The following is a 20,672-nucleotide window of genomic DNA, read 5'->3' on the forward strand; positions in this document are numbered from 1 at the left end:
AGCAGCTTATGTCAAAAATTTTGGTAATAGAGGACGAATCGGCAATTAGAAGGGTATTGGTTAAAATACTTGCTGAAGAAAACGACAGCTATAATGTAGTGGAGGCGGAAAACGGCCTTGCCGGTATCGATGCCATCAAAAAAGAAGATTTTGACCTAGTACTGTGTGATATTAAGATGCCCAAGATGGATGGGGTGGAAGTCTTGGAAGCCGCCAAAAAGATTAAACCTGAAATCCCCTTCATTATGATTTCGGGACATGGGGATTTGGACACGGCCGTGAACACCATGAGGTTGGGCGCCTATGATTATATCTCCAAGCCACCGGATTTAAATAGATTACTGACCACGGTTCGTAACGCTCTGGAAAGAAAGGAACTTGCCGTTGAGAATAAAGTGCTAAAGAAAAAGGTCTCCAAGAACTACGAGATGATCGGGGAAAGCAAGGAAATAGCTGCAATCAAGGAAATGATTGAAAAAGTGGCGCCAACCGATGCCCGAGTGCTGATCACAGGCTCCAATGGTACAGGAAAGGAACTGGTGGCCCACTGGGTGCACCAAAAAAGCCCTCGATCATCATCGCCATTTGTAGAGGTCAATTGTGCCGCTATTCCCTCAGAACTGATAGAAAGTGAGTTGTTCGGACATGTTAAGGGTGCTTTTACATCGGCTGTAAAAGATAGGGCCGGTAAGTTTGAAGCAGCGAACAAGGGAACCATATTTTTGGATGAAATCGGGGATATGAGTTTGTCCGCACAGGCCAAAGTGTTAAGGGCCTTGCAAGAGAACAAAATCAGTCGCGTAGGTTCCGATAAGGATATTAAAGTGGATGTTCGTGTACTCGCAGCCACAAATAAAGATTTAAAAAAGGAGATAGAAGAAGGTAAATTCAGGGAAGACCTTTACCATCGCCTTGCAGTGATCTTGATCAAAGTACCTGCACTAAACGATAGGCGCGATGATATACCTTTGCTAATAGAGCATTTCTCCAAAAAAATTTCATCCGAACAAGGTACCGGACAAAAGAGTTTCTCCAAAAAGGCGATAGATCTACTAAAAAGCTACGATTGGACCGGAAATGTACGGGAACTCCGTAATGTGGTGGAACGATTGATCATCTTGGGCGGAAAGGAAGTATCCGAGGAAGATGTGAAATTATTCGCAAGCAAATAGGTCTAATTGCAATTCCCTAGCTTTTCCAAGGCTTCTTCCGCCAAGGTTTTTACCCTTTGGTGATATTCTTTTTTATGCTGGGAAAGCTCTGTGTTCAAAAGGGTCAAACGGGATTCTTCATAAATGTTTTTGATAAATCTATTGGCATCTTTGCAGTCCACATCGGTGACCACTTTGTTCAATGAAGATTCGAACCCTAGAAGACATTGATGTACTTGCTTTTTTACTGCTGCCCCCTGCGTCAATAACATTCCATTTTGAAAATCCAGTACTTCCTTGGTGTTCATAACCAAAACATTGCTGCCATAATCGCTGGATGTTTGTTGTCCGAACTCTTTTAACACGTTAAGACCTATTATAGTGCTTTCCAATGCCTTATGAAGTTTGAGCTTCGAATTTTGCAGCGCATTGGACTTTGTGGCAGATTTTAGATGGGAAAGCGTGGTACCAAGACTCTCTATGGCTCCCTCACAACCACAATCCAGAAAATTGCTTTTTGTTTTCTCTATACCATTCAATGCTTTATACGCATGGTATTTGGCCATGTTCAAATCTTTGGCCAGTACAGCTTCCTGGATTTGATTTTTAATATATTCCAAATTGGTGCTTGCATATTGGCAAGCATTTGCAGGGGAGTTGAACGAAGCCATGAGCCATAGGCCAAGTAAACCAATGACAAAGACTATAAGTAGGATAATCTTTCTGCTTTTCATAACGCTTTTTAGATTTGGGACCTTGCGTATTGATTTTCTTACAAGTTACATTTTCATCATTTTGATGGGTAAATAAATCGATTAAAGAACCATCTTAGACCGTAAGTGGTAAAAGTATCGATGAACTGCACTTTTCAAAAGTAGGTTGAAGTAGTTGCCAAAAAGAATTATATTCAATCCTATGAAAGAAATCAAAACAGAAAACTACAAAGTAGTTGATACCGTTACACTTACCGAGAAGGACACCTACGAAGATTTTGGTGCTTCAAAAAAGAAACTCAAAAAGGAGTTGAAGAATATACGAAAGGACTTGGGCGATTTTCAGGATACACTGTATGCCCATGGAAAATATGGGGTGTTGGTTTGTTTACAGGGCATGGACACCGCAGGGAAGGATAGTCTGATCAGGGAAGTTTTCAAGGATTTTAATGTTAGGGGAGTGGTAGTGCACAGCTTTAAAGTGCCGTCGACCCTGGAAAGAAAGCACGATTACCTTTGGCGCCATTACATCGATTTGCCCGAAAGAGGAAAGTTTTCTGTGTTTAACCGTACACATTACGAAAATGTATTGGTCACCAAAGTGCACCCGGAGTATATTTTAGGGGAGAACCTCCCCAATGTTGAGTCGGTAGATGATATTGATGATGGTTTTTGGGAAAGACGATATCAACAAATCAATGATTTTGAAAGGCATATAGCGGACAATGGCACAATAATTTTCAAGTTTTTCCTTCATTTATCCAAAGAAGAGCAGCGACATCGTTTATTGCGAAGAATTCGATTAAAGCAAAAAAACTGGAAATTTTCGCCTGGTGATCTTGAAGAAAGAAAGCTGTGGAACCAGTATGAAGCTTGCTACGAAGAAGCCTTGAGCAAAACTTCAAAAGAGCATGCCCCTTGGTTTGTAATACCTGCCGACAATAAGAAAGCGGCCAGGGTTATAGTAGCATCCATTATGATGGAAGCGTTAAAAAAGTACAAAGATATAGAGGAACCTGAGCTGGACGATGAAATAAAAGCTAATTTAGAAACCTTTAAACAAGAACTGGAAAAAGAAACCACATGAGAATAGTCTTACTTTTAACCTTTTTACTGGTCAGTACCCCATTTTTTTCTCAGACCGAGGATGAAAAACAAATAAAAGCAATTTACGATGAAGCTCTTACCAACGGGAAGGCATACGATTGGCTCAATTATTTGTCCAATCAAATAGGAGGACGGTTATCCGGTTCGGTGCAGGCACAACATGCCGTGGAGTATACCAAAGAACAACTCGACTCACTGGGACTCGACAAGGTATGGTTGCAACCTGTAATGGTACCTAAATGGGTGAGGGGAGTGCCCGAATTCGCCTATTTTGAAACTAAACCCGGACTTACCACCAATGTACCCATTTGCGCATTGGGCGGCTCCGTGTCCACACCAGCTGGCGGATTAAAGGCTAGCGTGGTGGAGGTAAAGGGCATCGAGGACTTGGAAAAACTGGGTAGGGATAAAATCGCAGGAAAGATTGTTTTCTATAACCGTCCGATGGACCCGACCTTGATCAATACCTTTTCGGCCTATTCAGGTTGTGTGGACCAACGATACTCAGGTGCTGCTGAAGCTGGAAAATATGGGGCGGTAGGAGTTATTGTACGTTCCATGAACCTTCGTTTGGACGATTATCCCCATACAGGATCTATGGGATATGGAGATACTCCGGTAAACCAGCGAATCCCAGCGGCAGCTATCAGTACCAATGGAGCGGAATTGTTGAGTACCACACTTAAATTAAATCCGGATGCAAAGTTCTATTTTAAACAAAATTGCAAGCAATTGGATGATGTGCAGTCATACAATGTAATTGGTGAAATTACGGGCAGTACCTATCCAAACGAAATTATGGTTGTAGGTGGCCACTTGGATTCATGGGACTTGGGAGATGGGTCCCACGACGATGGTGCTGGGTGTGTGCAGAGCATGGATGTATTGCGACTTTTAAAAGAAACTGGTTATAAACCAAAACGAACCCTTCGTGTAGTCTTGTTTATGAACGAGGAAAATGGAATGCGCGGAGGTAATAAATATGCAGAAGTGGCCCGAAATAAAAATGAGGAGCATGTATTTGCTTTGGAGAGTGATTCGGGCGGGTTTACCCCAAGAGGTTTTTCCATTGATGCATCTGCAGAAAATGTTGAACAGATCCAAGGTTGGAGAGATTTGTTCGAACCTTATTTGATTCACATGTTTTACGAAGGAGGAAGTGGAGCCGATATAGGTCCACTAAAAGAAGAAGGGATGGTATTGGCAGGTTTGCGACCCGATACCCAACGTTATTTCGACCACCACCATGCCGAAAACGATACCTTTGAGCATGTCAATAAGCGTGAATTGGAATTGGGGGCCGCTACAATGGCAAGCTTGGTTTATTTAATAGATAAATATGGCACTATCCCTACAAAAAAAATCAAAGGATAGTAAATGTAAAATATTGAAGTAGCCGTCCTTGCCTATATAGGTTTGGGCGGTTTTCTTTTGGAACAATTTTACGCTTTGCCGGCCTTTCTCATTCTCTTGGGGCCGTACCATAACCAAAAGCCGGTAATGGTAAAAATCAGAAGAGAGACCCCCATCACCGAGGTGTAGATAAGTTTAACATAGCCGTTGGTTCCAAGGTAGTCGTCTATTATAGAGCCATCGTGCACGTTCTCCAAAAAATCAGATCTTCTTGTGCCAATGGATAGTACATTGCCATTTGCTCCATCAAGTTGCACTTCATAAAAGCTATCAACAAAAAGAAACTTTACAGAGCCTTTTTCTTTTCGAATATCAATACGGTCCACCTCAAAGGATGTTCCTGGAACCTTTTTATTGATTGTATTGAGTGCAATGGTATGCAAGCTATCAACGGGCAACCATTCTTTTAGATTGGCCGTTGTTCCTTTTTGGGTTTTTGGAAGAATATATCCGTTGGAGTTCTTTTTCCAGCCGAGTATCAGTCCGGAAACGGAAATAAAAAAGAAAAAGATAAACAATAATGCTCCTGTGGTTCGGTGTACTTTTCTAAATATGCGTAATACTTTGGCTTGCTTCTTCCTTTTGCCCATTCGTGCCAGTTAAAAACCTTAAAGATCAGTAAATTTTATGGAAAGCGAATATGTCCATAGACCCTATTTTTAATGGGAATGTTGTATTTAACATAAATTTTAGAAGTTCGGGCGAGAATGACGAACAATCCCAATAAAACAGCATTAGCTACCCGCCAATGGTGTACCAAAAACGCCCACGGCCAACTCGGCCCAAATAAGAAGAAAAAGGATAACAATGGCCGTAATGGCCACATATCTATTTTTGATAGTTTTAGCCTTTCTGATGGCAAGGTCAATAGAGAATCCCAGAGCCAACAGTAAACCACCTGCCACTAAAAAGTCGAACAAGGACCATTTTACTTCGGATGAGAATTGCATAGCTATAAAGGGTATGGCAAGCAATACCAAAATGGAGGATAGAATAACGATCTGTCTTTTATTTATGGTCATGGTAAAACATATTAGCCATACTAAATTAAGCTATAAAAGGTTGTGTTGAAAATGGTTATGGAAAAAAAGGATTTGACAGAATGGAGCTTTGTGGGATTTTGATTTTTAATACCAGGTCACATCCAGTTTTTGTAGTTCGTTGTCCAAATCCTTTAGTGAGTCTGTATCAACTATCTTGGTATTGATCACTAATTCTTTTTTATCAGTTTTTAGGATATAATCTCCTGCAAATTTTCTAATACGTTGTACTTCATTTAGATTTAGCTTCTTACCGAAAGGAGCGTTTATCTGGATGTAGCCGTCCGCAATGGTCACATATTTATTCTGTTTCTGATAAAAATAGAAGCCAAAATAAACCAAGGAAAACAGTCCCAATCCATACTCTGACCAACTAACTTCTTCTGATGTAAAATATGTGGTCAAGAACCAAGCAAACCATAACAACCCCAAGGCTAGGTTAATGTTCAAATGTCGGTTTCTGTATTTTATTTTCATCGGTTTAATGGATAAGTGCTCCTTAAAAATAATGAAGAGATTATTAATGCGCACTATTATCGCTTATTTATACCATTAAATCATCGATATTATTGTTGGTAAGGTGCTGAACATTTGCCGTTATTTTTTCAATGTCCCAGTCCCACCATTTTAGCTCCAAAAGCTTTGCGATGGTTTTCTTGGAAAATCGTTTTTTAATTTCCTTGGCGGGATTGCCCCCCACAATGGAGTAGGGCTCCACATCTTTAACTACAGTGGAGTTGGTGGCAATAATGGCTCCATCCCCAATGGTAACACCTGCCATAATGGTGGCATTGTACCCAATCCAAACATCGTTACCTATAGTAATGTTTCCTTTTTGTGGAAAGGTTTTTCCCTCCATGGCCTTTTCCCAACCGTTGCCGAATATGGAGAATGGATAGGTGGACAGGCTATCGGTAAGGTGGTTGGCCCCGTTCATGATAAACTTAACATCCGAGGCGATCATACAAAACTTGCCGATAATGAGTTTGTCTCCCACAAAGTCAAAATGATACTTTACGTTCTTTTCAAAGTTCTCTACATTTTCAAAATCATCATAATAGGTGTAATCCCCAACAATAATGTTTGGGTTTTTAATGATGTTTTTTAGAAAACAAAGTCTATCGTAATGCTCTAGAGGAAACTTTCGGTCTTTATCGGGTCCGGTCATGGTATTGCTGCTTTGGCTTGGTTGGATTCATTTTTAAAATCATCAAATTACGTAAGGCTTTTTCAGTTTTGATGCTAAGCGTATTTTTCAGCTCAATTAAGGCAAAAAGAATCCTGTGCCGTGATTATTTCTATGGGATGTATGACGTAGGTCCGCTTATTTTGTTACAATGATAGCTCTAAAATGAAAGCACATTGTATTATTCAAATACACGTTGTACTTCCCAAAAGGTAATATCCGGTGGACCGGTCAAAAAGTTGGTGGAGTTGGCCATAAACGATTTTATATGCTCGGTATTCATATGCTCGTTGTTGTAATAGGATGCATCTTCCCATTCTTCATAGAGTAGAACGTTTGTTGGATCTTTTGGGTCTACATGGAGTTTAATGGATACAAAATTAGGTTCCTCCTTAACTTTTTCGATGAGATTGGTCAGCTCTAAAACCGTTTTATCCCCTTTTTCCGGCTGGGATTTGAACTTTAGTAGAACAATTACATTTTTTGCTGTTGCCATAGGTGATTTCTTTTTAGAAGGATGCCAACCAATGAAAGCAATTGTTGATATGGCAAGAATGGATATCAGCGCTAAACCTTTGATTGTTTTCATATGCGATACTTCTAATGGGTTGTTAGTTGTGTTTAATGTATGTAAGTTATTAAAAAACAATTAATTATATATTTTTTTGGATTCTTGGTTTTGTAGGTCGACACCTTATGTTCTGATGTAACACCAATAGTACACTCTAAAGAAATCAATGTATTTTATATCTTTGCAGCCTTGGAAAAATCCAAGGATTTAGTTTTTAATAATCTATTAATCAACATACAATGCAAGACGGAATCTACGCCAAGTTCAACACCTCCAAAGGGGAAATATTGGTGAAACTTACCCACGATAAAACACCGGGAACGGTTGGTAATTTTGTTGCACTGGCCGAAGGAGATATGGAGAACAGTGTAAAACCACAAGGAAAGCCCTATTACGACGGATTGAAATTCCACAGGGTAATCCCAGATTTTATGATTCAAGGTGGTTGCCCTACCGGAACTGGAACGGGAGACCCCGGTTACAAGTTCGATGACGAATTCCACCCCGATTTGGTGCACGATGGTCCTGGAGTGCTGTCCATGGCCAATGCAGGTCCCGGTACCAATGGGAGCCAGTTTTTTATCACTCATGTGGCCACCCCATGGTTGGATAACAAGCACACCGTATTTGGTCGTGTAGAAAAAGGACAGGATGTTGTGGATGCCATTGCCCAAGGAGATACCATTGAAACTTTGGAAATTGTTAGAGTGGGGGATGAAGCAAAAAAATGGAATGCCATTGAGGCTTTCCGTACATTCGAGGGAGCAAGGGAAAAACGCATTGCCGAACAAAAGGCCAGAGCAGAAGCCGAAATGGAAAAATTGGCTGCTGGATTTGATAAGACCGATAGCGGATTGCGATACAAAGTCATTCAAAAAGGTAGTGGGGCCAAAGCGGAAAAAGGGAAAACTGTTTCCGTACACTATGAAGGTGCACTGGCCAATGGACAAGTTTTTGATTCTTCGTACAAAAGAAACCAACCCATTGATTTTGCCTTGGGAGTTGGGCAAGTAATTCCGGGATGGGACGAAGGAATAAGCCTGTTGCAAGTAGGTGATAAGGCTCGTTTTGTAATTCCATCGCATTTGGCTTATGGAAGTACGGGTGCAGGAGGGGTTATACCTCCGAATGCAACATTGATTTTTGATGTGGAATTAATGAACGTGAAATAGAAAACTTCACGAATATAGATATAAAAGCTTCCAGAAATGGGAGCTTTTTTATTTGGACCTATTTACACTTAAGAGCAGTAAAAAAAAGTTAAGAGCCAATAGTGTCAGTAAAACGCTGAAAAAAGTGGTCATGGTAGTAACGTGTTTAATACGTAACAATCCAACGAAAAAAAACCCTACCTATTTTACGGTGGGTTTTTAAAGCTATTTTTTGGAACCGTTTACACTCCATACCAATAGTAGGGCGTTTACGACCAAGAGAAACGATAGTACTCCAAAAAAGGTGTTCATTTATGTGGATTTAATGGTTGTGGTGTTTATCATTTAGATATCAAAATGAGAAATGGTTGCGTGATTTCGAAAAAAAAATGAACAAAAAAATAGCCCGGGCATTGCCCGGGCTCCATCTATAAAAAAGTTGTCTATAACCTATTCCGCAATCTGTACATTAACGGCGTTCAATCCTTTTTTACCTTGTTGTAGTTCGAATTCTACAACGTCACCTTCTCTAATTTCATCGATTAAACCGGAAATGTGTACGAAGTGATCTGTGTTTGAACCATCTTCAGTGATAAATCCGTAACCTTTAGAATCATTGAAGAATTTTACTGTTCCTTTACTCATAATATAAATTGAAAAAAATTAATTGGCTACAAAGGTACGTTTAATTTATTGGGAATCAGATTTTTTTCCATTAAATCAATTAATTATGTGGTTGGGTCAGGGGTTAAGCGCAGGTAGGGCTTCACTTCTTCCACACCTTTTGTGAAAATTTCTTTGGCCTCTTCGGTTGGAATAGAGGGGCTTACCACAACTTTTTCGCCATGTTTCCAGTTGGCCGGAGTAGCTACTTTATGATTTGCCGTCAATTGCAAAGAATCCACAACTCGTAGCAATTCGTAAAAATTACGTCCGGTAGAAGCAGGATATGTTAGTGTAAGTTTGATTTTTTTGTCCGGGCCGATAATAAATACGGAACGAACCGTGAGGGTGTCGTCGGCATTGGGATGAATCATGTCATAAAGGTCCGACACCTTTCTTTCCACATCGGCAACGATGGGAAAATTGACCTCCGTGTTCTGCGTTTCGTTGATATCCTTGATCCATTCCATATGAGATGCAGCGCCATCAACACTCAGGGCCATCATCTTTACATTTCTTTTATCGAATTCATCTTTAAATTTGGCGGCAGTACCCAATTCGGTGGTACAAACAGGAGTAAAATCTGCCGGGTGGGAAAATAAAATTCCCCAACTGTCGCCAAGATATTCGTAAAAATTAAGCGTTCCTTCGGAAGTAACTGCGGTAAAATCCGGTGCAGTATCCCCCAATCGTAAAGTTGCCATATGTTTTTGATTTTTAAGTTTAAAATTTATTACCCTACAAAATTACTAGATTATTTGGTTGTAGGGTTTAAAATTCGTTAAAAGTGTATTAAATTATACTTGAATTTATTGTGGTACAATTTCCTGTAAACTTGTTACTTTTAACGGATGGAAAAAGAAGTTTTGGAACAGTTGCGTTATCCGATCGGAAAATTTGAGATTCCCGAAACCATTACAAGGGCAGATTTGGAAGAATGGATTTCCATTTTGGAAACGTTGCCCCAACGATTGACCAATTTGGTGACCCCACTTTCCGAAGAACAACTGGAAACCCCGTATCGCCCAAATGGGTGGACGGTACGCCAATTAGTGCACCATATTTCGGATAGCCACCATAACAGCTATATCCGTTTTAAATGGGGCTTAACAGAAGACAGGCCCTATATTAAAGCTTATGATGAAAAGGCTTGGGCAGCATTGTTCGATACACGTGTTGCTCCCATTCAAATGTCCTTGGACCACTTGAGTGCCGTACACACGAAATTGGTCTATTTGTTAAAAGGCCTTTCGGAGAAGGATTTGGAACGAAGTTTTATTCACCCCGATGGAAACAACGAAACCACTTTAAAGGAAAACATTGCCCGCTACGCCTGGCACAGTAACCATCATTTTGCCCATATTGCCAATTTGATAAAGCGCAAAGGGTGGTAGCCTAGAGTTTTTTGGTCAAAATCCACATCGCCTTTTCAGAGGGTTTTACTTTGGGCAGTACAACTTGGCTTTCCCTTTTGATGACATACCCATTTTTTTGATAAAAATGAACCGGATTTCCCTTTTGCATGGCGTCCAGCCAGATTACTTTTTTGTTGTGTGACTTCGCAGTATTTTCAACAAATTGAAGCAATTGTTTACCAATGCCTTTTCCTGAGTGTTTTTTCAGTAGATAGATTTTTTCGGCCTTTAGAGCATCCTCGTTCGAAATTTCATCAATACCACAATGTTTTACCAATTTCAAAATCCCAACGGTCTCGTTGTTCCAATTGATCAAATAGTTCAAAGCGTTGGGATCCTTTAATTCGCGCTCCACAACTGTTTTGGTAAGACCATGCGAAATATATGGTGTGGGATCTTCATTTTCCCACAGGTGGAGGTAATGTTCGCAATACGACCGTACCCCGACATCGACATACTTTTCAATGTTTTTTTCTGTAACGGGCTCCAACGTAAGGGTGTTGTTCAGGATGGCATGGTTCATTATTATGTTCGCTAGGGGGTTATCCATTTAATATTGCATCCCAGACTTGGCTTTTGTTCAGTATCGACCTTCTTGCCCTCAAGCACTGCATCCATGGCATTTCTTAAGTCGTCACCGGTGAGCGGTATACCATTTCCAGGTCTGGAATCGTCCAGTTGACCTCGATATACCAAGGTCATGTTGGTATCAAAAAGATAGAAATCGGGAGTGCATGCAGCATCATAGGCTTTGGCCACTTCTTGGGTCTCATCATAAAGATAAGGAAAGGGGTAATGTTCTTCCCTGGCTTTTTCTTTCATTAGATGCGGGGCATCCTGTGGATAGTTTTCCACATCGTTGCTGGAAATAGCCGCAAAAGCAATCCCTTTTTTCTGATACTCGTTGGCCAATTCAACGATCATTGGGTTTACATGTATCACAAAAGGACAATGGTTACAAATAAACATGATCACTGTGCCTTTTTCTCCTTTTACATGGTTTAGTACCAATTTTTTTCCGGTAACGGTGTCCATCAGTTCAAAGTCTGGTGCCTTGGTGCCCAAGGGTAGCATGTTGCTGGGTGTCCTTGCCATTTGATTAATTTTTTAAATGCGTTCATGCATATGATAAAAATAAAAAACGACCTGCAAAAAATACAGGCCGTTACATTTTGAAAGGATTGGTTCCTTGTTAAATATCATCGAAACTTACATCCGTAAAACTACCTGAAGAAGCTGAACCGTTTTCGCTAAAACTGTCCTCTTCCTTTTTAAAATCTTTTTGGTGGCGTTCGGAGATGACTTCGGTTCCTTTTTCATCAATAATGTAATCCATCATTTCTTCCATGATCTCACGGAATGCACTAAAATCCTCTTTGTATAAATAAATTTTGTGCTTTTTGTAATGGAAAGAACCATCGTCATGGGTAAACTTTTTACTTTCTGTAATGGTTAAGTAATAATCTCCGGCCTTGGTGCTTCTTACGTCAAAAAAGTAGGTTCTTCTTCCCGCTCTTAAGACTTTCGAATAAATCTCTTCCTGATCCATTGTATCTTTCTGGCCCATATGGTATAGTGTATTTAGTACTATGTTGAATTATGTTACCAAAAATGTAAAAAAAAAGCTAATTCAGCAACTTTTTTATGATTCTTTGCCAGAGAGTTGGTCGATGTAGAGTTCTTTATAATAACCATCGGTATTGTTCAATTCTTCGTGGGTGCCTTCTTGAATGATTTTTCCGTTGTCCAATACAATGATTTTATCGGCATTCTTGGCAGACGATACCCTATGGCTTACAATAAGTGTTGTCTTGCTCTCGGAGACCCGTTTTAAATTGTTGAGGATTTCTTCCTCGGTTTCGGTATCCACAGCGGAGAGACAATCGTCGAAAAGGTAGATTTTAGGGTCTTTTAATAGCGCTCGTGCAATGGAAACCCGCTGTTTTTGACCTCCACTCAATGTTATACCTCTTTCGCCCAGTACAGTATCGTACTTCTTGGCAAACCCTTCAATATTTTTATGGACCACTGCTTTTTTGGCGACTTCCACAATCTCCTCGTGCGTGGCATTTTCGTTACCAAAGCGAATGTTGTTTTCAATCGTATCCGAAAAAAGGAATGCATCTTGTGGTACTGCACCAATGGAACTCCTTAAGCTATCTAGGTTCAATTGTTGTACGGGTATTCCATCGATCAAAACTTCTCCAGAGGTCGTGTCGTACAATCTCGCTACCAAATCCAATATGGTGGATTTTCCCGACCCGGTTTTACCTAAAATAGCAACGGTCTGTCCTGCTTTTATGGTAAAGGAAACGTCTTTTAGGGCAGTTATATCGGTATCCTCATAGGTGAACGTCACATTTCTAAACTCAATATCACCTTTTATCGGGGTAGGTTGTTCCACTTTGTTCTGGATGGATGGCTCTTCCTTTAAAAACTCATTGATACGTTTCTGTGAAGCCTCCGCCCTTTGTACTATGGATGTTAACCACCCCACCACTGCAACGGGCCATGTAAGCATATTTACATAAAGGATGAATTCTGCAATGATTCCGATGGTCTCTATCTCGCCGTTGATATATTGTCGCCCTCCGATGTAGATGACAAAAACATTACTGATCCCGATCAATAAGATCATTAAGGGGAAAAACCAAGCGTTTACTTTGGCCAAAGCCATACTTGTGTCTTTTCCCTCGCGGGCCAAATCACGTAATTCAGAGTTTATCCTGGGTTCAATACTGTAGGCCTTTATTACGGAAATACCAGAAAATGATTCTTGGGTAAAGGTGGAAAGTGTGGATAAAAACTCTTGAACCTTTGTACTTCGTTTATGAATGATCTTGCTGATCTGGTAAATCAAAACAGATAAGACAGGAAGTGGCAACAAGGTGTATGCGGCCAATGTGGGAGCCTTTATGAACATCAAAGGAATCAAACAAACAAAAAGAGTCAATGTTTGGATGCCGTACATAATGGCGGGACCACCATATAAGCGTACTTGGTTGATGTCCTCACTGATTCGGTTCATTAAATCCCCAATCCTGTTTTTTTTGTAAAAATTAAGGCTGAGTAATTGATAATGGTCAAAGACCTCATTTTTAAGGTCGTATTCAATATATCGGGATACGTTGATGATGGTTTGGCGCATCAAAAAAGTAAAAAGCCCGGAAAGTATGGCCGCACCAACAATAATTAAAATGTATTGAAGTAATAACCCCTTGGCATCCGAAAGGGTGATCACATCCGATGTAAAATCTTCCACAGCTTGTATGGACTTGTTCACATAAGAGGGCATTACCAAGGAAAAAACACGGGCAATTATAGTGATTATGATCCCCAATAGCAGTTTGAGCCAATATTTTTTAAAATATTTATTTAGGTGTTTTAGTTCCTTCATACAGGAGTGAAGCGGTTTTTTAAGTATCGATTTTTCGGTGGACAATCCCGCAAATATATACCATACCTCACAAAGTAAATGTTATAAAACTGATAAGAAAGCAAGTTTGGTAGGTAAGATTCAAATATAAGATTACTTTTGCGGAGTAAAAGCCAAATATTGACTTTAAAAGTTCTTTAAACATGCTTACCCGAAGGCACATTAGAGTAAAAGTGATGCAATGCATTTATGCATTGGTGCAATCCAAGGACGATTCGCTGCAAAAACAGGAAAAGTTCCTGCGAGTCAGTATAGAAAACATGTATGTTCTATACCTTTTGATTTTAAGCCTTTTGGCGGAACTACACCGTTTGGCGGAGAAACATGTGAGCCACGCCTCTAAAAAATATGTGGCCACCGAAGAAGATAACTATCCCAATCCCGAAAAGTTTGTAAAAAACCGGTTGTTGTTGCAATTGGTAAACAACGAAGCTTTGAAGAACGAACTCTCCAAGCGAAAGTTGGACAACTGGTACATGAACGATGAGTATGTGAAAATCATTCATAAGGCTGTGGTTTCCAGCGATATTTACAAAGAATACATGTTGAACGGTGAGGATGGTTATGTGGATGACCGCAATGTTGTCATCCAACTTTTTAAAGAAATCATTGCGCCCAACGAAAAAATCTACGATTATTTCGAAGACGATAAACTAACTTGGGTAGATGATTTTCCAATCGTAAACACCTTTTTGGTCAAACGACTGAAAAAGGCCAAGCCAGATTCCGGGGACCGTTTCTTTTTACCGGCTTTGCTAAAAGATCAGCAGGATATGGATTTTGCCAATGAACTGTTGACCAAGACCCTGCTCAATGATGCCAAATGGGAGAAGGAAATTGAAGGGAAAACCCCAAATTGGGACAATGACCGTATTGCAGAGATTGATTCCATTATCCTGAAAATGGCCATTTGTGAATTGTTGAACTTTCCATCCATTCCCGAAAAAGTGACCTTAAACGAGTATTTGGAAATTGCCAAAGAATACTCCACGCCCAAGAGCAGCATCTTTATTAATGGGGTTTTGGACAAGCTGGCAAAAGAGTATAAATCGGATGGAAGGCTCCAAAAAATAGGAAGAGGTTTACAATAAACAATATTTGCTTAATTTTGGAAAAACAAATTTTAATCATGAAAAGAATAACGACAATTTTTACTTTGATCTTGGTAGTTGCCTTGATGGGCGTATCATGTAAAGACAAAGCATCAAAAAAAATAGTTGCTGACAATGTGGAAAGCGCTGTGAGCAGAGATGCATCGGACAAGATGGTTCCTGTAATGACTTTTGAGAAAAACGAACACGATTTTGGTACTATCCAAAGAGGTACTCCACAGGAAACCGTATTTACCTTTACCAATACAGGTAATGCCCCTCTTATTATTACAAACGCAAAAAGTAGCTGTGGTTGTACAGTGCCAAACCCTCCTAAAGATCCTATTGCTCCAGGTGAAACAGGAGAGTTGTTGGTTAAATTTAACGGTTCCGGTCAAAACCAAGTTACCAAAACAATTACCGTTAATGCAAATACTGCCAAAGGTTCCGAGATTTTGAGAATCAAAGCCTTTGTACAAGCACCTGGAACAGTACCAGCCGGTCCTGTTAAATAATTAAAATACCTAAATGGAAAACCTAGGACAATTTTTACCGCTGATATTGATTTTTGCTGTGGCGTACTTTTTTATGATTCGCCCTCAGATCAAACGTCAGAAGGATGAGAAAAAATTCGCTTCGGAGCTTAAAAAAGGTGATAAGATCATCACTAAAAGTGGACTGCACGGAAAAATCGTGGAATTGAACGACAAGGACTTCTCTTGTGTTATCGAAACCATGGCCGGGCGTTTAAAGTTCGACCGCTCTGCCATTTCCATGGAAATGAGCAAAAAGTTGAATGCTCCCGCTGAAAAGAAGTAGCGAACAACAATATAATTTATAAAGACGTCCCTTGAACATCAACTTTCAAGGGACGTTTTTTTGTATCTTATTCCAAATTTGAAAAGACATGGCAACAAGAAGACAATTTGTTAAGCGTAGTGGATTAGGTGCGGCAGGATTGGGAGCATCAATGGTTTTCCCGACCGAATTATTGGCATCCGTAAGAAGAAACATCAGTCCCAACGATAAAATACAGGTTGGTCTGATCGGTTGCAACGGTATGGGCTTTTCAGATTTAAGTTCTATGCTACAGAATAGCGAGGTCGAGGTGGTCGCCCTTTGCGATGTAGATGAAAATGTGCTTCGTGAAAAAACAGCCGAGTTGGAAAAAGGCGGTATCAAAAAGCCAAAATGGTATTCGGATTATCGAAAACTGTTAGAGGACAAAGATGTTCATATTGCCATCATAGGCACACCGGACCATTGGCATTGTTTGCAACTCACCGACGCCATTGATGCAGGCAAAGATGTGTATTGTGAAAAACCTATTGCCAACTCCGTCGCAGAGAGTGAAGCTATGCTTGCCAAAGTAAATGCGAGCGATAGGATGGTGCAAATAGGGCAGTGGCAACGTAGTGAGCCCCACTTTGTGGATGCCATCAATTATGTTCATTCAGGTAAACTGGGTCAGATACGTTTGGTAAAAACATGGGCTTATCAAGGGTGGATGCAATCCGTACCTGTTGTTCCCGATAGTCCTGTGCCAGCCGGAGTCGATTATGATATGTGGTTGGGTCCTGCACAGAGCAGACCATTTAATAAAAACAGGTTTCATTTTAATTTTAGATGGTTCTGGGATTATGCTGGCGGTTTAATGACGGATTGGGGTGTACACTTGATAGACTACGCCTTGTTTGGAATGAAGGCTTCCACACCGAAATCCGTGATGGCGATGGGCGGTAAGTTCGCTTACCCGAACGACGCTGCCGAAACTCCGGATACCTTGCAGACTATTTACGATTTTGGAGAATTTTCTTTGCTTTGGGAGCACGCTACCGGGATTGATGGTGGCAACTACGGTAGAAACCATGGTATAGCATTTATTGGTAACAATGGCACTTTGGTTCTTGATCGCGGAGGATGGGAAGTGATTCCGGAACACGATCGTCCGCACTGGAGTCAGGATTTGGGACCCAAAATAGAAGCCGTACCATTGCAAGAAGGAGTAGGGCAAGGTTTGGGGCTACATACCCAAAACTTTTTGGAAGCCGTTAAAGCTCGGGATAAATACATTCTAAAAGCTCCGATAAAAATTGGTTACGATGCCGCTGTGGTTAGTCATTTGGGAAATGTTGCTTACAAAACGGGCGAGCGCCTTTTTTGGGATGCGCAAAATAAAAAGTTCAACCATTCCGAAGCTGATGCCTTATTGATGCATGACTACCATAACGGGTGGGCATTTCCTAAGATGGGGTAAACTTTGTTTTACAACAGCCCATAACTTTTTGCGGCTGCATAAAAGCCCCAACAATGCATCCTTTAGGATTGAAAAAACATTAAAATATTTACGAACGCACAAAAATGAAATGGATGGAACAGGATTCCAAATCCCCATCATTGTCAAAATCGTAATCGCCGGAGTCGGGCCCGCCGTTTATGCTCAGTGTCGTTCCGTCGTAAGTGTGGCCGTAGGTATCCCAATCATTGGGCTCATCGTCCCAGGCAACAGCAAAGTAGTAGCTGCCCTGCCATTCCTCCCAGAAGATTTCTCCGGTCACCGCATACGCATCCCGGTCTACGGGATTTAAGGTCAGGGTAAACCGACCGCTCGCTTGTACGGACATGGTTACCGTTCCGCCATCCTCGACGATGTCTACCGATGTGCTACTTACACTAAATTGTGCTTTGGTGGCCTCCCAGTTTCCACTCAGTTCACTTATCGGAAAGGGCCCGTCCTTGGTCAATTCATCTTCGTCATCACTTTTACTGCAGGAGATGCTCAAAGAAATCAACCCGATGAATAAAAAATAAAGCAACTTTTTCATGACAAGAAATTTTATAAAGAAGGGCGCAAACCCAACTTTCAATTTTCACCTTAATTTATTTTGATATTAAAGGGTGTGCAATGATGTCCGTCATTTAGTTGACTTTAATAATGTAAAAGCGGAGTGGTCGGGTCGAAGTGGTAGTGGACTAAATTAACTTTTCATGAGTTGGAATGTTTTGTCCGGTCAGTATTTTGTATTATCTGTAAGCATTCGCAAAGTAGGCAGTCGGGGGCTTTAGGCTTATCAGGCCGAAACCGTGTTGAAACAGGCTATAACCTTTGTTTTTCTATGTTGTGACCAGTGCTTTTTATTTTTTTGTTGTATGTCAATATTTGGAGTCCGTCAAGAAATGATTCTTTTTCAGTTAGCACCCAATTTTCATTTGTTGTTGAAGAACCGAATAGTTTGGTCCCGTTTCCAAGCACAACCGGGTTTAATTTAAGTTTCAATTGGTCAATTAATCCGTTGTCCAATAGCCAACCTGCAAACTCACCCCCACCGCACAGATAAATGTCGGTATTGGCGTTTTCTCGAATTTCCTTAACTCTATCCACACTCAGTTTCTCAATTTTAACAAATTCAGATAGGTTGTCGATTTTTATAGAATTCGAAAAAATGTGGTTTTCCATATTCGGATAAGCAGGTTGTCCCGGTTTAAGTCCATATTGAAATCCAAATTCATAGGTTTTTCGTCCCATAACTACAGTCCCAAAATTTGCAAGGTCTGATCGGTACTTCTCAACTCCTTCTCCTTGTAATATGAACTTGCTTATGTCGTCATTTTTCCCTGCAATGTATCCGTCTAGAGAACTCGCTACATAATAAATAATTTTTCGCATTGGTTTAATTTTAGTTGGTCAGGGCTGTATTTTCTGTATTGATCAAAACGTTCCAGGATATGATTCGTTTAAATGAATTATACGGTCCGATACGTGAAGTTGGCATTTATCGGGTTAAAATTCCAGCGGGAATGGATGGATATGGTATTTGAGTTGATGAATTTAAACTCCTTATTGATACTTATCATTCAAACTAATTCCCTCCTTGATCATAGGGAGAATTTTTTCCAACCTTCGCAGTTTGGTTTTCTCCTGTTTGGCCTCCGCAATGTATTCGCAGAACTCTTTTTGTTTGTAGGGGGTAAATTTTTCAAAGGCAATATGTAAATCAGAATCCTTTGCCAGTTTGGATTGCAATAGTTCGGGAATGATGACCTTTTTGGTTTTCTCAGCTTTTATCTCCATTCCTTTTTTCTGGTTGTCCAAGGCCTCTTTCATGTAACCCAGCACGTTTTTTTCGTCGACCTCCTCAAAAGTTTGGAATTTCCAGTGGCGCATGCCCTTGGTCTTGCCTTCCTGGGCATTTTCCAGCACGTTTTTAGGGTCTTTTAAAAATACTCCATTAAAAAACCAAACCCCAAAATGTGTTTTGAACTTACAAATACCGAACACATTTTTGTTGTTCAAGGTATACACGGGAAAGCTCCACTTAAAATCTTCATTGGCCTCTGTTTTTAGGGCAATTTCCCTAAGTAGTGCAATCCCTTCCTTAAACGGGTGTTCCTTTTCGTAGTATAGCTCTATTTTTTCGGATTTGTCCACAACTACTTGATTTGACTAGCGGTGAGTTCACAAATTCTCACGATGACCTTTACCGCTTTTTCCATACTTTCCAAAGGAATATACTCGTATTTGCCATGAAAATTGTGCCCGCCAGCAAAAATATTGGGGCAGGGCAAGCCCATAAAGCTCAATTGTGAACCATCCGTTCCTCCTCTAATGGGTTTTATTATGGGCTCTATTTGAAGCGATTTCATGGCTTCTTCGGCGATTTCCACAATATGGTACATTGGTTCTACCTTTTCCCGCATGTTCTTGTATTGGTCCTCAATGGTCAGACTCACATAATCCCCATATTTTTTGTTGAGTTTATCCTTGATGTCGTTCAATAATTCCTTCCTTGCCTGGAAATGCACTGCATCGTGGTCACGGATAATGAGTTCTACCTCTGCTTTTTCGATTTCACCCTTGATTTTATGCACATGGAAAAAACCTTCCCGTCCAGCAGTATGTTCGGGGACTTCGCTAGGGGGTAAAAGGGTCAAAAAGTCGTTGGCTATACCTATGGCATTTACCATTTTGTTTTTGGCATAACCCGGGTGTACGCTTTTTCCCGTAATGGTGATCTTGGCCTTGGCCGCATTAAAATTTTCATACTCCAGTTCGCCCACTTGACTGCCATCCATGGTGTAGGCCCATTCCGCGCCAAATTTTTCAACATCGAACTTGTGTGCACCGCGACCAATTTCTTCATCTGGGGTAAAAGCTATCCTAATTTTACCATGCTTGATTTCAGGATGGTCATTAAGATACTCCATTGCTGTGATGATTTCTGCAATTCCGGCCTTGTCATCAGCTCCCAACAAGGTTGTACCATCTGTAGTGATCAAGGTCTGTCCTTCGTATGCCTTTAGGTCTTCAAAATAATCCGGGGAAAGTACAATGTTCTTCAACTTGTTCAGCACAATATCTTTTCCATCGTAATTTTCAATGATCTGTGGTTTTACGTTTCTGCCCGAAAAATCGGGGGAAGTATCAAAATGGGAAACAAAACCAATGGTAGGTACCTTTTTGTCCATATTGCCGGGGAGCGTGGCCATAATATAGGCGTTCTCGTCAATCGATACCTCTTGCATGCCTATTTGGTGGAGCTCCATTACCAATTTCTTGGCAAGGTCCCACTGCTTTTCTGTACTGGGTGTGGTTTTGGAATAGGGGTCGCTTTGCGTATCGGTTTTTACATATTCCAAAAATCGGGGCAGTAGTTTTTCCATAGCGTCGTTTTATCAAAAATAATGCTTATTCAAACGTAATTTTATATATCAAAGGCATTAATACCTATCTTTCG

Annotated in this window: 25 protein-coding genes; 9 read left to right on the forward strand and 16 right to left on the reverse strand. The window is 40.6% G+C overall.

What is annotated here, in order from left to right; translation table 11 throughout:
* Positions 1-8: 8 nt before the first annotated feature.
* The gene (locus J0X13_RS01770) at positions 9-1,172 is read left to right on the forward strand and encodes a sigma-54-dependent transcriptional regulator (protein ID WP_207069765.1); all 1,164 of its coding nucleotides are present in this window, start codon (positions 9-11) and stop codon (positions 1,170-1,172) included.
* A 2-nt stretch (positions 1,173-1,174) separates the two neighbouring features.
* On the opposite strand, the gene J0X13_RS01775 is transcribed toward J0X13_RS01770, so the two are convergent.
* Entirely contained in the window at positions 1,175-1,885 is a 711-nt protein-coding gene (locus J0X13_RS01775; RefSeq protein WP_207069766.1) for a hypothetical protein, read from the reverse strand.
* A gap of 181 nt (positions 1,886-2,066) precedes the next feature.
* Between J0X13_RS01775 and J0X13_RS01780 the strand changes: the two genes are divergently transcribed.
* Both J0X13_RS01780 and J0X13_RS01785 read left to right on the forward strand, forming a co-directional pair.
* The gene (locus tag J0X13_RS01780; RefSeq protein WP_207069767.1) at positions 2,067-2,951 is read left to right on the forward strand and encodes a PPK2 family polyphosphate kinase; all 885 of its coding nucleotides are present in this window, start codon (positions 2,067-2,069) and stop codon (positions 2,949-2,951) included.
* Positions 2,948-4,345 (forward strand): M20/M25/M40 family metallo-hydrolase, encoded by a 1,398-nt coding sequence (locus J0X13_RS01785; RefSeq protein ID WP_207069768.1) that lies wholly within the window; start codon positions 2,948-2,950, stop codon positions 4,343-4,345. The genes J0X13_RS01780 and J0X13_RS01785 overlap by 4 nt, the downstream gene beginning before the upstream one ends.
* Positions 4,346-4,413: 68 nt before the next feature.
* Here J0X13_RS01785 and J0X13_RS01790 read toward each other — a convergent pair whose 3' ends face one another.
* From J0X13_RS01790 to J0X13_RS01810, 5 genes are all read right to left on the reverse strand, one after another.
* Positions 4,414-4,983: a PepSY domain-containing protein gene (locus J0X13_RS01790; protein ID WP_207070784.1), complete on the reverse strand. Its 570-nt coding sequence runs from the start codon at positions 4,981-4,983 to the stop codon at positions 4,414-4,416.
* 135 nt (positions 4,984-5,118) lie between these two features.
* A complete protein-coding gene (locus tag J0X13_RS01795) occupies positions 5,119-5,406 on the reverse strand; it encodes a hypothetical protein (protein WP_207069769.1) in 288 nt (95 codons plus the stop codon).
* 105 nt (positions 5,407-5,511) lie between these two features.
* The gene (locus tag J0X13_RS01800) at positions 5,512-5,901 is read right to left on the reverse strand and encodes a hypothetical protein (protein ID WP_207069770.1); all 390 of its coding nucleotides are present in this window, start codon (positions 5,899-5,901) and stop codon (positions 5,512-5,514) included.
* Between the two features lie 67 nt (positions 5,902-5,968).
* Positions 5,969-6,592 carry a CatB-related O-acetyltransferase gene (locus J0X13_RS01805; RefSeq protein ID WP_207069771.1) on the reverse strand — a complete coding sequence of 208 codons (624 nt, stop codon included), beginning with the start codon at positions 6,590-6,592 and terminating at the stop codon, positions 5,969-5,971.
* Positions 6,593-6,791: 199 nt separating this feature from the next.
* Positions 6,792-7,106, reverse strand: coding sequence for a putative quinol monooxygenase (locus J0X13_RS01810; RefSeq protein ID WP_207069772.1), 315 nt, complete (start codon positions 7,104-7,106; stop codon positions 6,792-6,794).
* A 314-nt stretch (positions 7,107-7,420) separates the two neighbouring features.
* On the opposite strand from J0X13_RS01810, the gene J0X13_RS01815 reads away from it, so the two are divergent.
* Positions 7,421-8,353, forward strand: a complete 933-nt coding sequence (locus J0X13_RS01815) for a peptidylprolyl isomerase (protein ID WP_207069773.1) — start codon at positions 7,421-7,423, stop codon at positions 8,351-8,353.
* A 429-nt stretch (positions 8,354-8,782) separates the two neighbouring features.
* Here the strand turns inward: J0X13_RS01815 and J0X13_RS01820 are convergent, their stop codons facing one another.
* Both J0X13_RS01820 and J0X13_RS01825 read right to left on the reverse strand, forming a co-directional pair.
* Positions 8,783-8,977: a cold-shock protein gene (locus tag J0X13_RS01820; RefSeq protein ID WP_108246532.1), complete on the reverse strand. Its 195-nt coding sequence runs from the start codon at positions 8,975-8,977 to the stop codon at positions 8,783-8,785.
* 83 nt (positions 8,978-9,060) lie between these two features.
* Positions 9,061-9,699 (reverse strand): peroxiredoxin, encoded by a 639-nt coding sequence (locus tag J0X13_RS01825; RefSeq protein WP_207069774.1) that lies wholly within the window; start codon positions 9,697-9,699, stop codon positions 9,061-9,063.
* Positions 9,700-9,846: 147 nt separating this feature from the next.
* Between J0X13_RS01825 and J0X13_RS01830 the strand changes: the two genes are divergently transcribed.
* Complete coding sequence (locus J0X13_RS01830; RefSeq protein WP_207069775.1) at positions 9,847-10,389, forward strand: YfiT family bacillithiol transferase; 543 nt, start codon at positions 9,847-9,849, stop codon at positions 10,387-10,389.
* A gap of 1 nt (position 10,390) precedes the next feature.
* Here J0X13_RS01830 and J0X13_RS01835 read toward each other — a convergent pair whose 3' ends face one another.
* The 4 genes from J0X13_RS01835 to J0X13_RS01850 form a co-directional block, all read right to left on the reverse strand.
* On the reverse strand, positions 10,391-10,933 hold the full coding sequence (locus J0X13_RS01835) for a GNAT family N-acetyltransferase (protein ID WP_207069776.1): 543 nt from the start codon (positions 10,931-10,933) through the stop codon (positions 10,391-10,393).
* An 11-nt stretch (positions 10,934-10,944) separates the two neighbouring features.
* Entirely contained in the window at positions 10,945-11,505 is a 561-nt protein-coding gene (locus tag J0X13_RS01840; protein ID WP_207069777.1) for a thioredoxin family protein, read from the reverse strand.
* A 97-nt stretch (positions 11,506-11,602) separates the two neighbouring features.
* Positions 11,603-11,977 carry a PUR family DNA/RNA-binding protein gene (locus J0X13_RS01845; RefSeq protein ID WP_207027694.1) on the reverse strand — a complete coding sequence of 125 codons (375 nt, stop codon included), beginning with the start codon at positions 11,975-11,977 and terminating at the stop codon, positions 11,603-11,605.
* Between the two features lie 75 nt (positions 11,978-12,052).
* Positions 12,053-13,807 carry an ABC transporter ATP-binding protein gene (locus J0X13_RS01850; protein WP_207069778.1) on the reverse strand — a complete coding sequence of 585 codons (1,755 nt, stop codon included), beginning with the start codon at positions 13,805-13,807 and terminating at the stop codon, positions 12,053-12,055.
* Positions 13,808-13,989: 182 nt separating this feature from the next.
* Here J0X13_RS01850 and nusB point away from each other — a divergent pair, with 182 nt between their 5' ends.
* The 4 genes from nusB to J0X13_RS01870 all read left to right on the forward strand — a co-directional run bounded on the left by nusB (position 13,990) and on the right by J0X13_RS01870 (position 17,194).
* The gene (gene nusB / locus J0X13_RS01855; protein ID WP_207069779.1) at positions 13,990-14,937 is read left to right on the forward strand and encodes a transcription antitermination factor NusB; all 948 of its coding nucleotides are present in this window, start codon (positions 13,990-13,992) and stop codon (positions 14,935-14,937) included.
* A gap of 38 nt (positions 14,938-14,975) precedes the next feature.
* Entirely contained in the window at positions 14,976-15,452 is a 477-nt protein-coding gene (locus tag J0X13_RS01860) for a DUF1573 domain-containing protein (protein ID WP_207069780.1), read from the forward strand.
* A 13-nt stretch (positions 15,453-15,465) separates the two neighbouring features.
* Complete coding sequence (gene yajC / locus J0X13_RS01865; RefSeq protein ID WP_207069781.1) at positions 15,466-15,756, forward strand: preprotein translocase subunit YajC; 291 nt, start codon at positions 15,466-15,468, stop codon at positions 15,754-15,756.
* 88 nt (positions 15,757-15,844) lie between these two features.
* Positions 15,845-17,194, forward strand: a complete 1,350-nt coding sequence (locus J0X13_RS01870; protein WP_207069782.1) for a Gfo/Idh/MocA family protein — start codon at positions 15,845-15,847, stop codon at positions 17,192-17,194.
* 88 nt (positions 17,195-17,282) lie between these two features.
* Here the strand turns inward: J0X13_RS01870 and J0X13_RS01875 are convergent, their stop codons facing one another.
* From J0X13_RS01875 to pepT, 4 genes are all read right to left on the reverse strand, one after another.
* Positions 17,283-17,762: a hypothetical protein gene (locus tag J0X13_RS01875; protein ID WP_207069783.1), complete on the reverse strand. Its 480-nt coding sequence runs from the start codon at positions 17,760-17,762 to the stop codon at positions 17,283-17,285.
* Between the two features lie 272 nt (positions 17,763-18,034).
* On the reverse strand, positions 18,035-18,604 hold the full coding sequence (locus J0X13_RS01880) for a dihydrofolate reductase family protein (protein WP_207069784.1): 570 nt from the start codon (positions 18,602-18,604) through the stop codon (positions 18,035-18,037).
* A 171-nt stretch (positions 18,605-18,775) separates the two neighbouring features.
* Complete coding sequence (locus tag J0X13_RS01885) at positions 18,776-19,366, reverse strand: YdeI/OmpD-associated family protein (RefSeq protein WP_207069785.1); 591 nt, start codon at positions 19,364-19,366, stop codon at positions 18,776-18,778.
* Positions 19,367-19,368: 2 nt separating this feature from the next.
* Positions 19,369-20,598 carry a peptidase T gene (pepT, locus tag J0X13_RS01890; RefSeq protein ID WP_207069786.1) on the reverse strand — a complete coding sequence of 410 codons (1,230 nt, stop codon included), beginning with the start codon at positions 20,596-20,598 and terminating at the stop codon, positions 19,369-19,371.
* Positions 20,599-20,672 lie beyond the last annotated feature (74 nt).

Source organism: [Muricauda] lutisoli (nom. illeg.), assembly GCF_017313105.1.
GTDB lineage: Bacteria > Bacteroidota > Bacteroidia > Flavobacteriales > Flavobacteriaceae > Flagellimonas > Flagellimonas lutisoli.

What these genes read in the sequence shown, in the direction of transcription:
- J0X13_RS01770 (WP_207069765.1), top strand. Translation starts at nt 9, where the DNA reads ATGTCAAAAATTTTGGTAATAGAGGACGAATCGGCAATTAGAAGGGTA.
- J0X13_RS01860 (WP_207069780.1), top strand. Translation starts at nt 14,976, where the DNA reads ATGAAAAGAATAACGACAATTTTTACTTTGATCTTGGTAGTTGCCTTG.
- J0X13_RS01800 (WP_207069770.1), bottom strand. Translation starts at nt 5,901, where the DNA reads ATGAAAATAAAATACAGAAACCGACATTTGAACATTAACCTAGCCTTG.
- J0X13_RS01820 (WP_108246532.1), bottom strand. Translation starts at nt 8,977, where the DNA reads ATGAGTAAAGGAACAGTAAAATTCTTCAATGATTCTAAAGGTTACGGA.
- pepT (WP_207069786.1), bottom strand. Translation starts at nt 20,598, where the DNA reads ATGGAAAAACTACTGCCCCGATTTTTGGAATATGTAAAAACCGATACG.
- J0X13_RS01795 (WP_207069769.1), bottom strand. Translation starts at nt 5,406, where the DNA reads ATGACCATAAATAAAAGACAGATCGTTATTCTATCCTCCATTTTGGTA.
- J0X13_RS01805 (WP_207069771.1), bottom strand. Translation starts at nt 6,592, where the DNA reads ATGACCGGACCCGATAAAGACCGAAAGTTTCCTCTAGAGCATTACGAT.
- J0X13_RS01840 (WP_207069777.1), bottom strand. Translation starts at nt 11,505, where the DNA reads ATGGCAAGGACACCCAGCAACATGCTACCCTTGGGCACCAAGGCACCA.
- J0X13_RS01810 (WP_207069772.1), bottom strand. Translation starts at nt 7,106, where the DNA reads ATGGCAACAGCAAAAAATGTAATTGTTCTACTAAAGTTCAAATCCCAG.
- J0X13_RS01835 (WP_207069776.1), bottom strand. Translation starts at nt 10,933, where the DNA reads ATGAACCATGCCATCCTGAACAACACCCTTACGTTGGAGCCCGTTACA.
- J0X13_RS01830 (WP_207069775.1), top strand. Translation starts at nt 9,847, where the DNA reads ATGGAAAAAGAAGTTTTGGAACAGTTGCGTTATCCGATCGGAAAATTT.
- J0X13_RS01880 (WP_207069784.1), bottom strand. Translation starts at nt 18,604, where the DNA reads ATGCGAAAAATTATTTATTATGTAGCGAGTTCTCTAGACGGATACATT.
- nusB (WP_207069779.1), top strand. Translation starts at nt 13,990, where the DNA reads ATGCTTACCCGAAGGCACATTAGAGTAAAAGTGATGCAATGCATTTAT.
- J0X13_RS01875 (WP_207069783.1), bottom strand. Translation starts at nt 17,762, where the DNA reads ATGAAAAAGTTGCTTTATTTTTTATTCATCGGGTTGATTTCTTTGAGC.
- yajC (WP_207069781.1), top strand. Translation starts at nt 15,466, where the DNA reads ATGGAAAACCTAGGACAATTTTTACCGCTGATATTGATTTTTGCTGTG.
- J0X13_RS01785 (WP_207069768.1), top strand. Translation starts at nt 2,948, where the DNA reads ATGAGAATAGTCTTACTTTTAACCTTTTTACTGGTCAGTACCCCATTT.
- J0X13_RS01780 (WP_207069767.1), top strand. Translation starts at nt 2,067, where the DNA reads ATGAAAGAAATCAAAACAGAAAACTACAAAGTAGTTGATACCGTTACA.
- J0X13_RS01775 (WP_207069766.1), bottom strand. Translation starts at nt 1,885, where the DNA reads ATGAAAAGCAGAAAGATTATCCTACTTATAGTCTTTGTCATTGGTTTA.
- J0X13_RS01870 (WP_207069782.1), top strand. Translation starts at nt 15,845, where the DNA reads ATGGCAACAAGAAGACAATTTGTTAAGCGTAGTGGATTAGGTGCGGCA.
- J0X13_RS01815 (WP_207069773.1), top strand. Translation starts at nt 7,421, where the DNA reads ATGCAAGACGGAATCTACGCCAAGTTCAACACCTCCAAAGGGGAAATA.
- J0X13_RS01825 (WP_207069774.1), bottom strand. Translation starts at nt 9,699, where the DNA reads ATGGCAACTTTACGATTGGGGGATACTGCACCGGATTTTACCGCAGTT.
- J0X13_RS01845 (WP_207027694.1), bottom strand. Translation starts at nt 11,977, where the DNA reads ATGGGCCAGAAAGATACAATGGATCAGGAAGAGATTTATTCGAAAGTC.
- J0X13_RS01850 (WP_207069778.1), bottom strand. Translation starts at nt 13,807, where the DNA reads ATGAAGGAACTAAAACACCTAAATAAATATTTTAAAAAATATTGGCTC.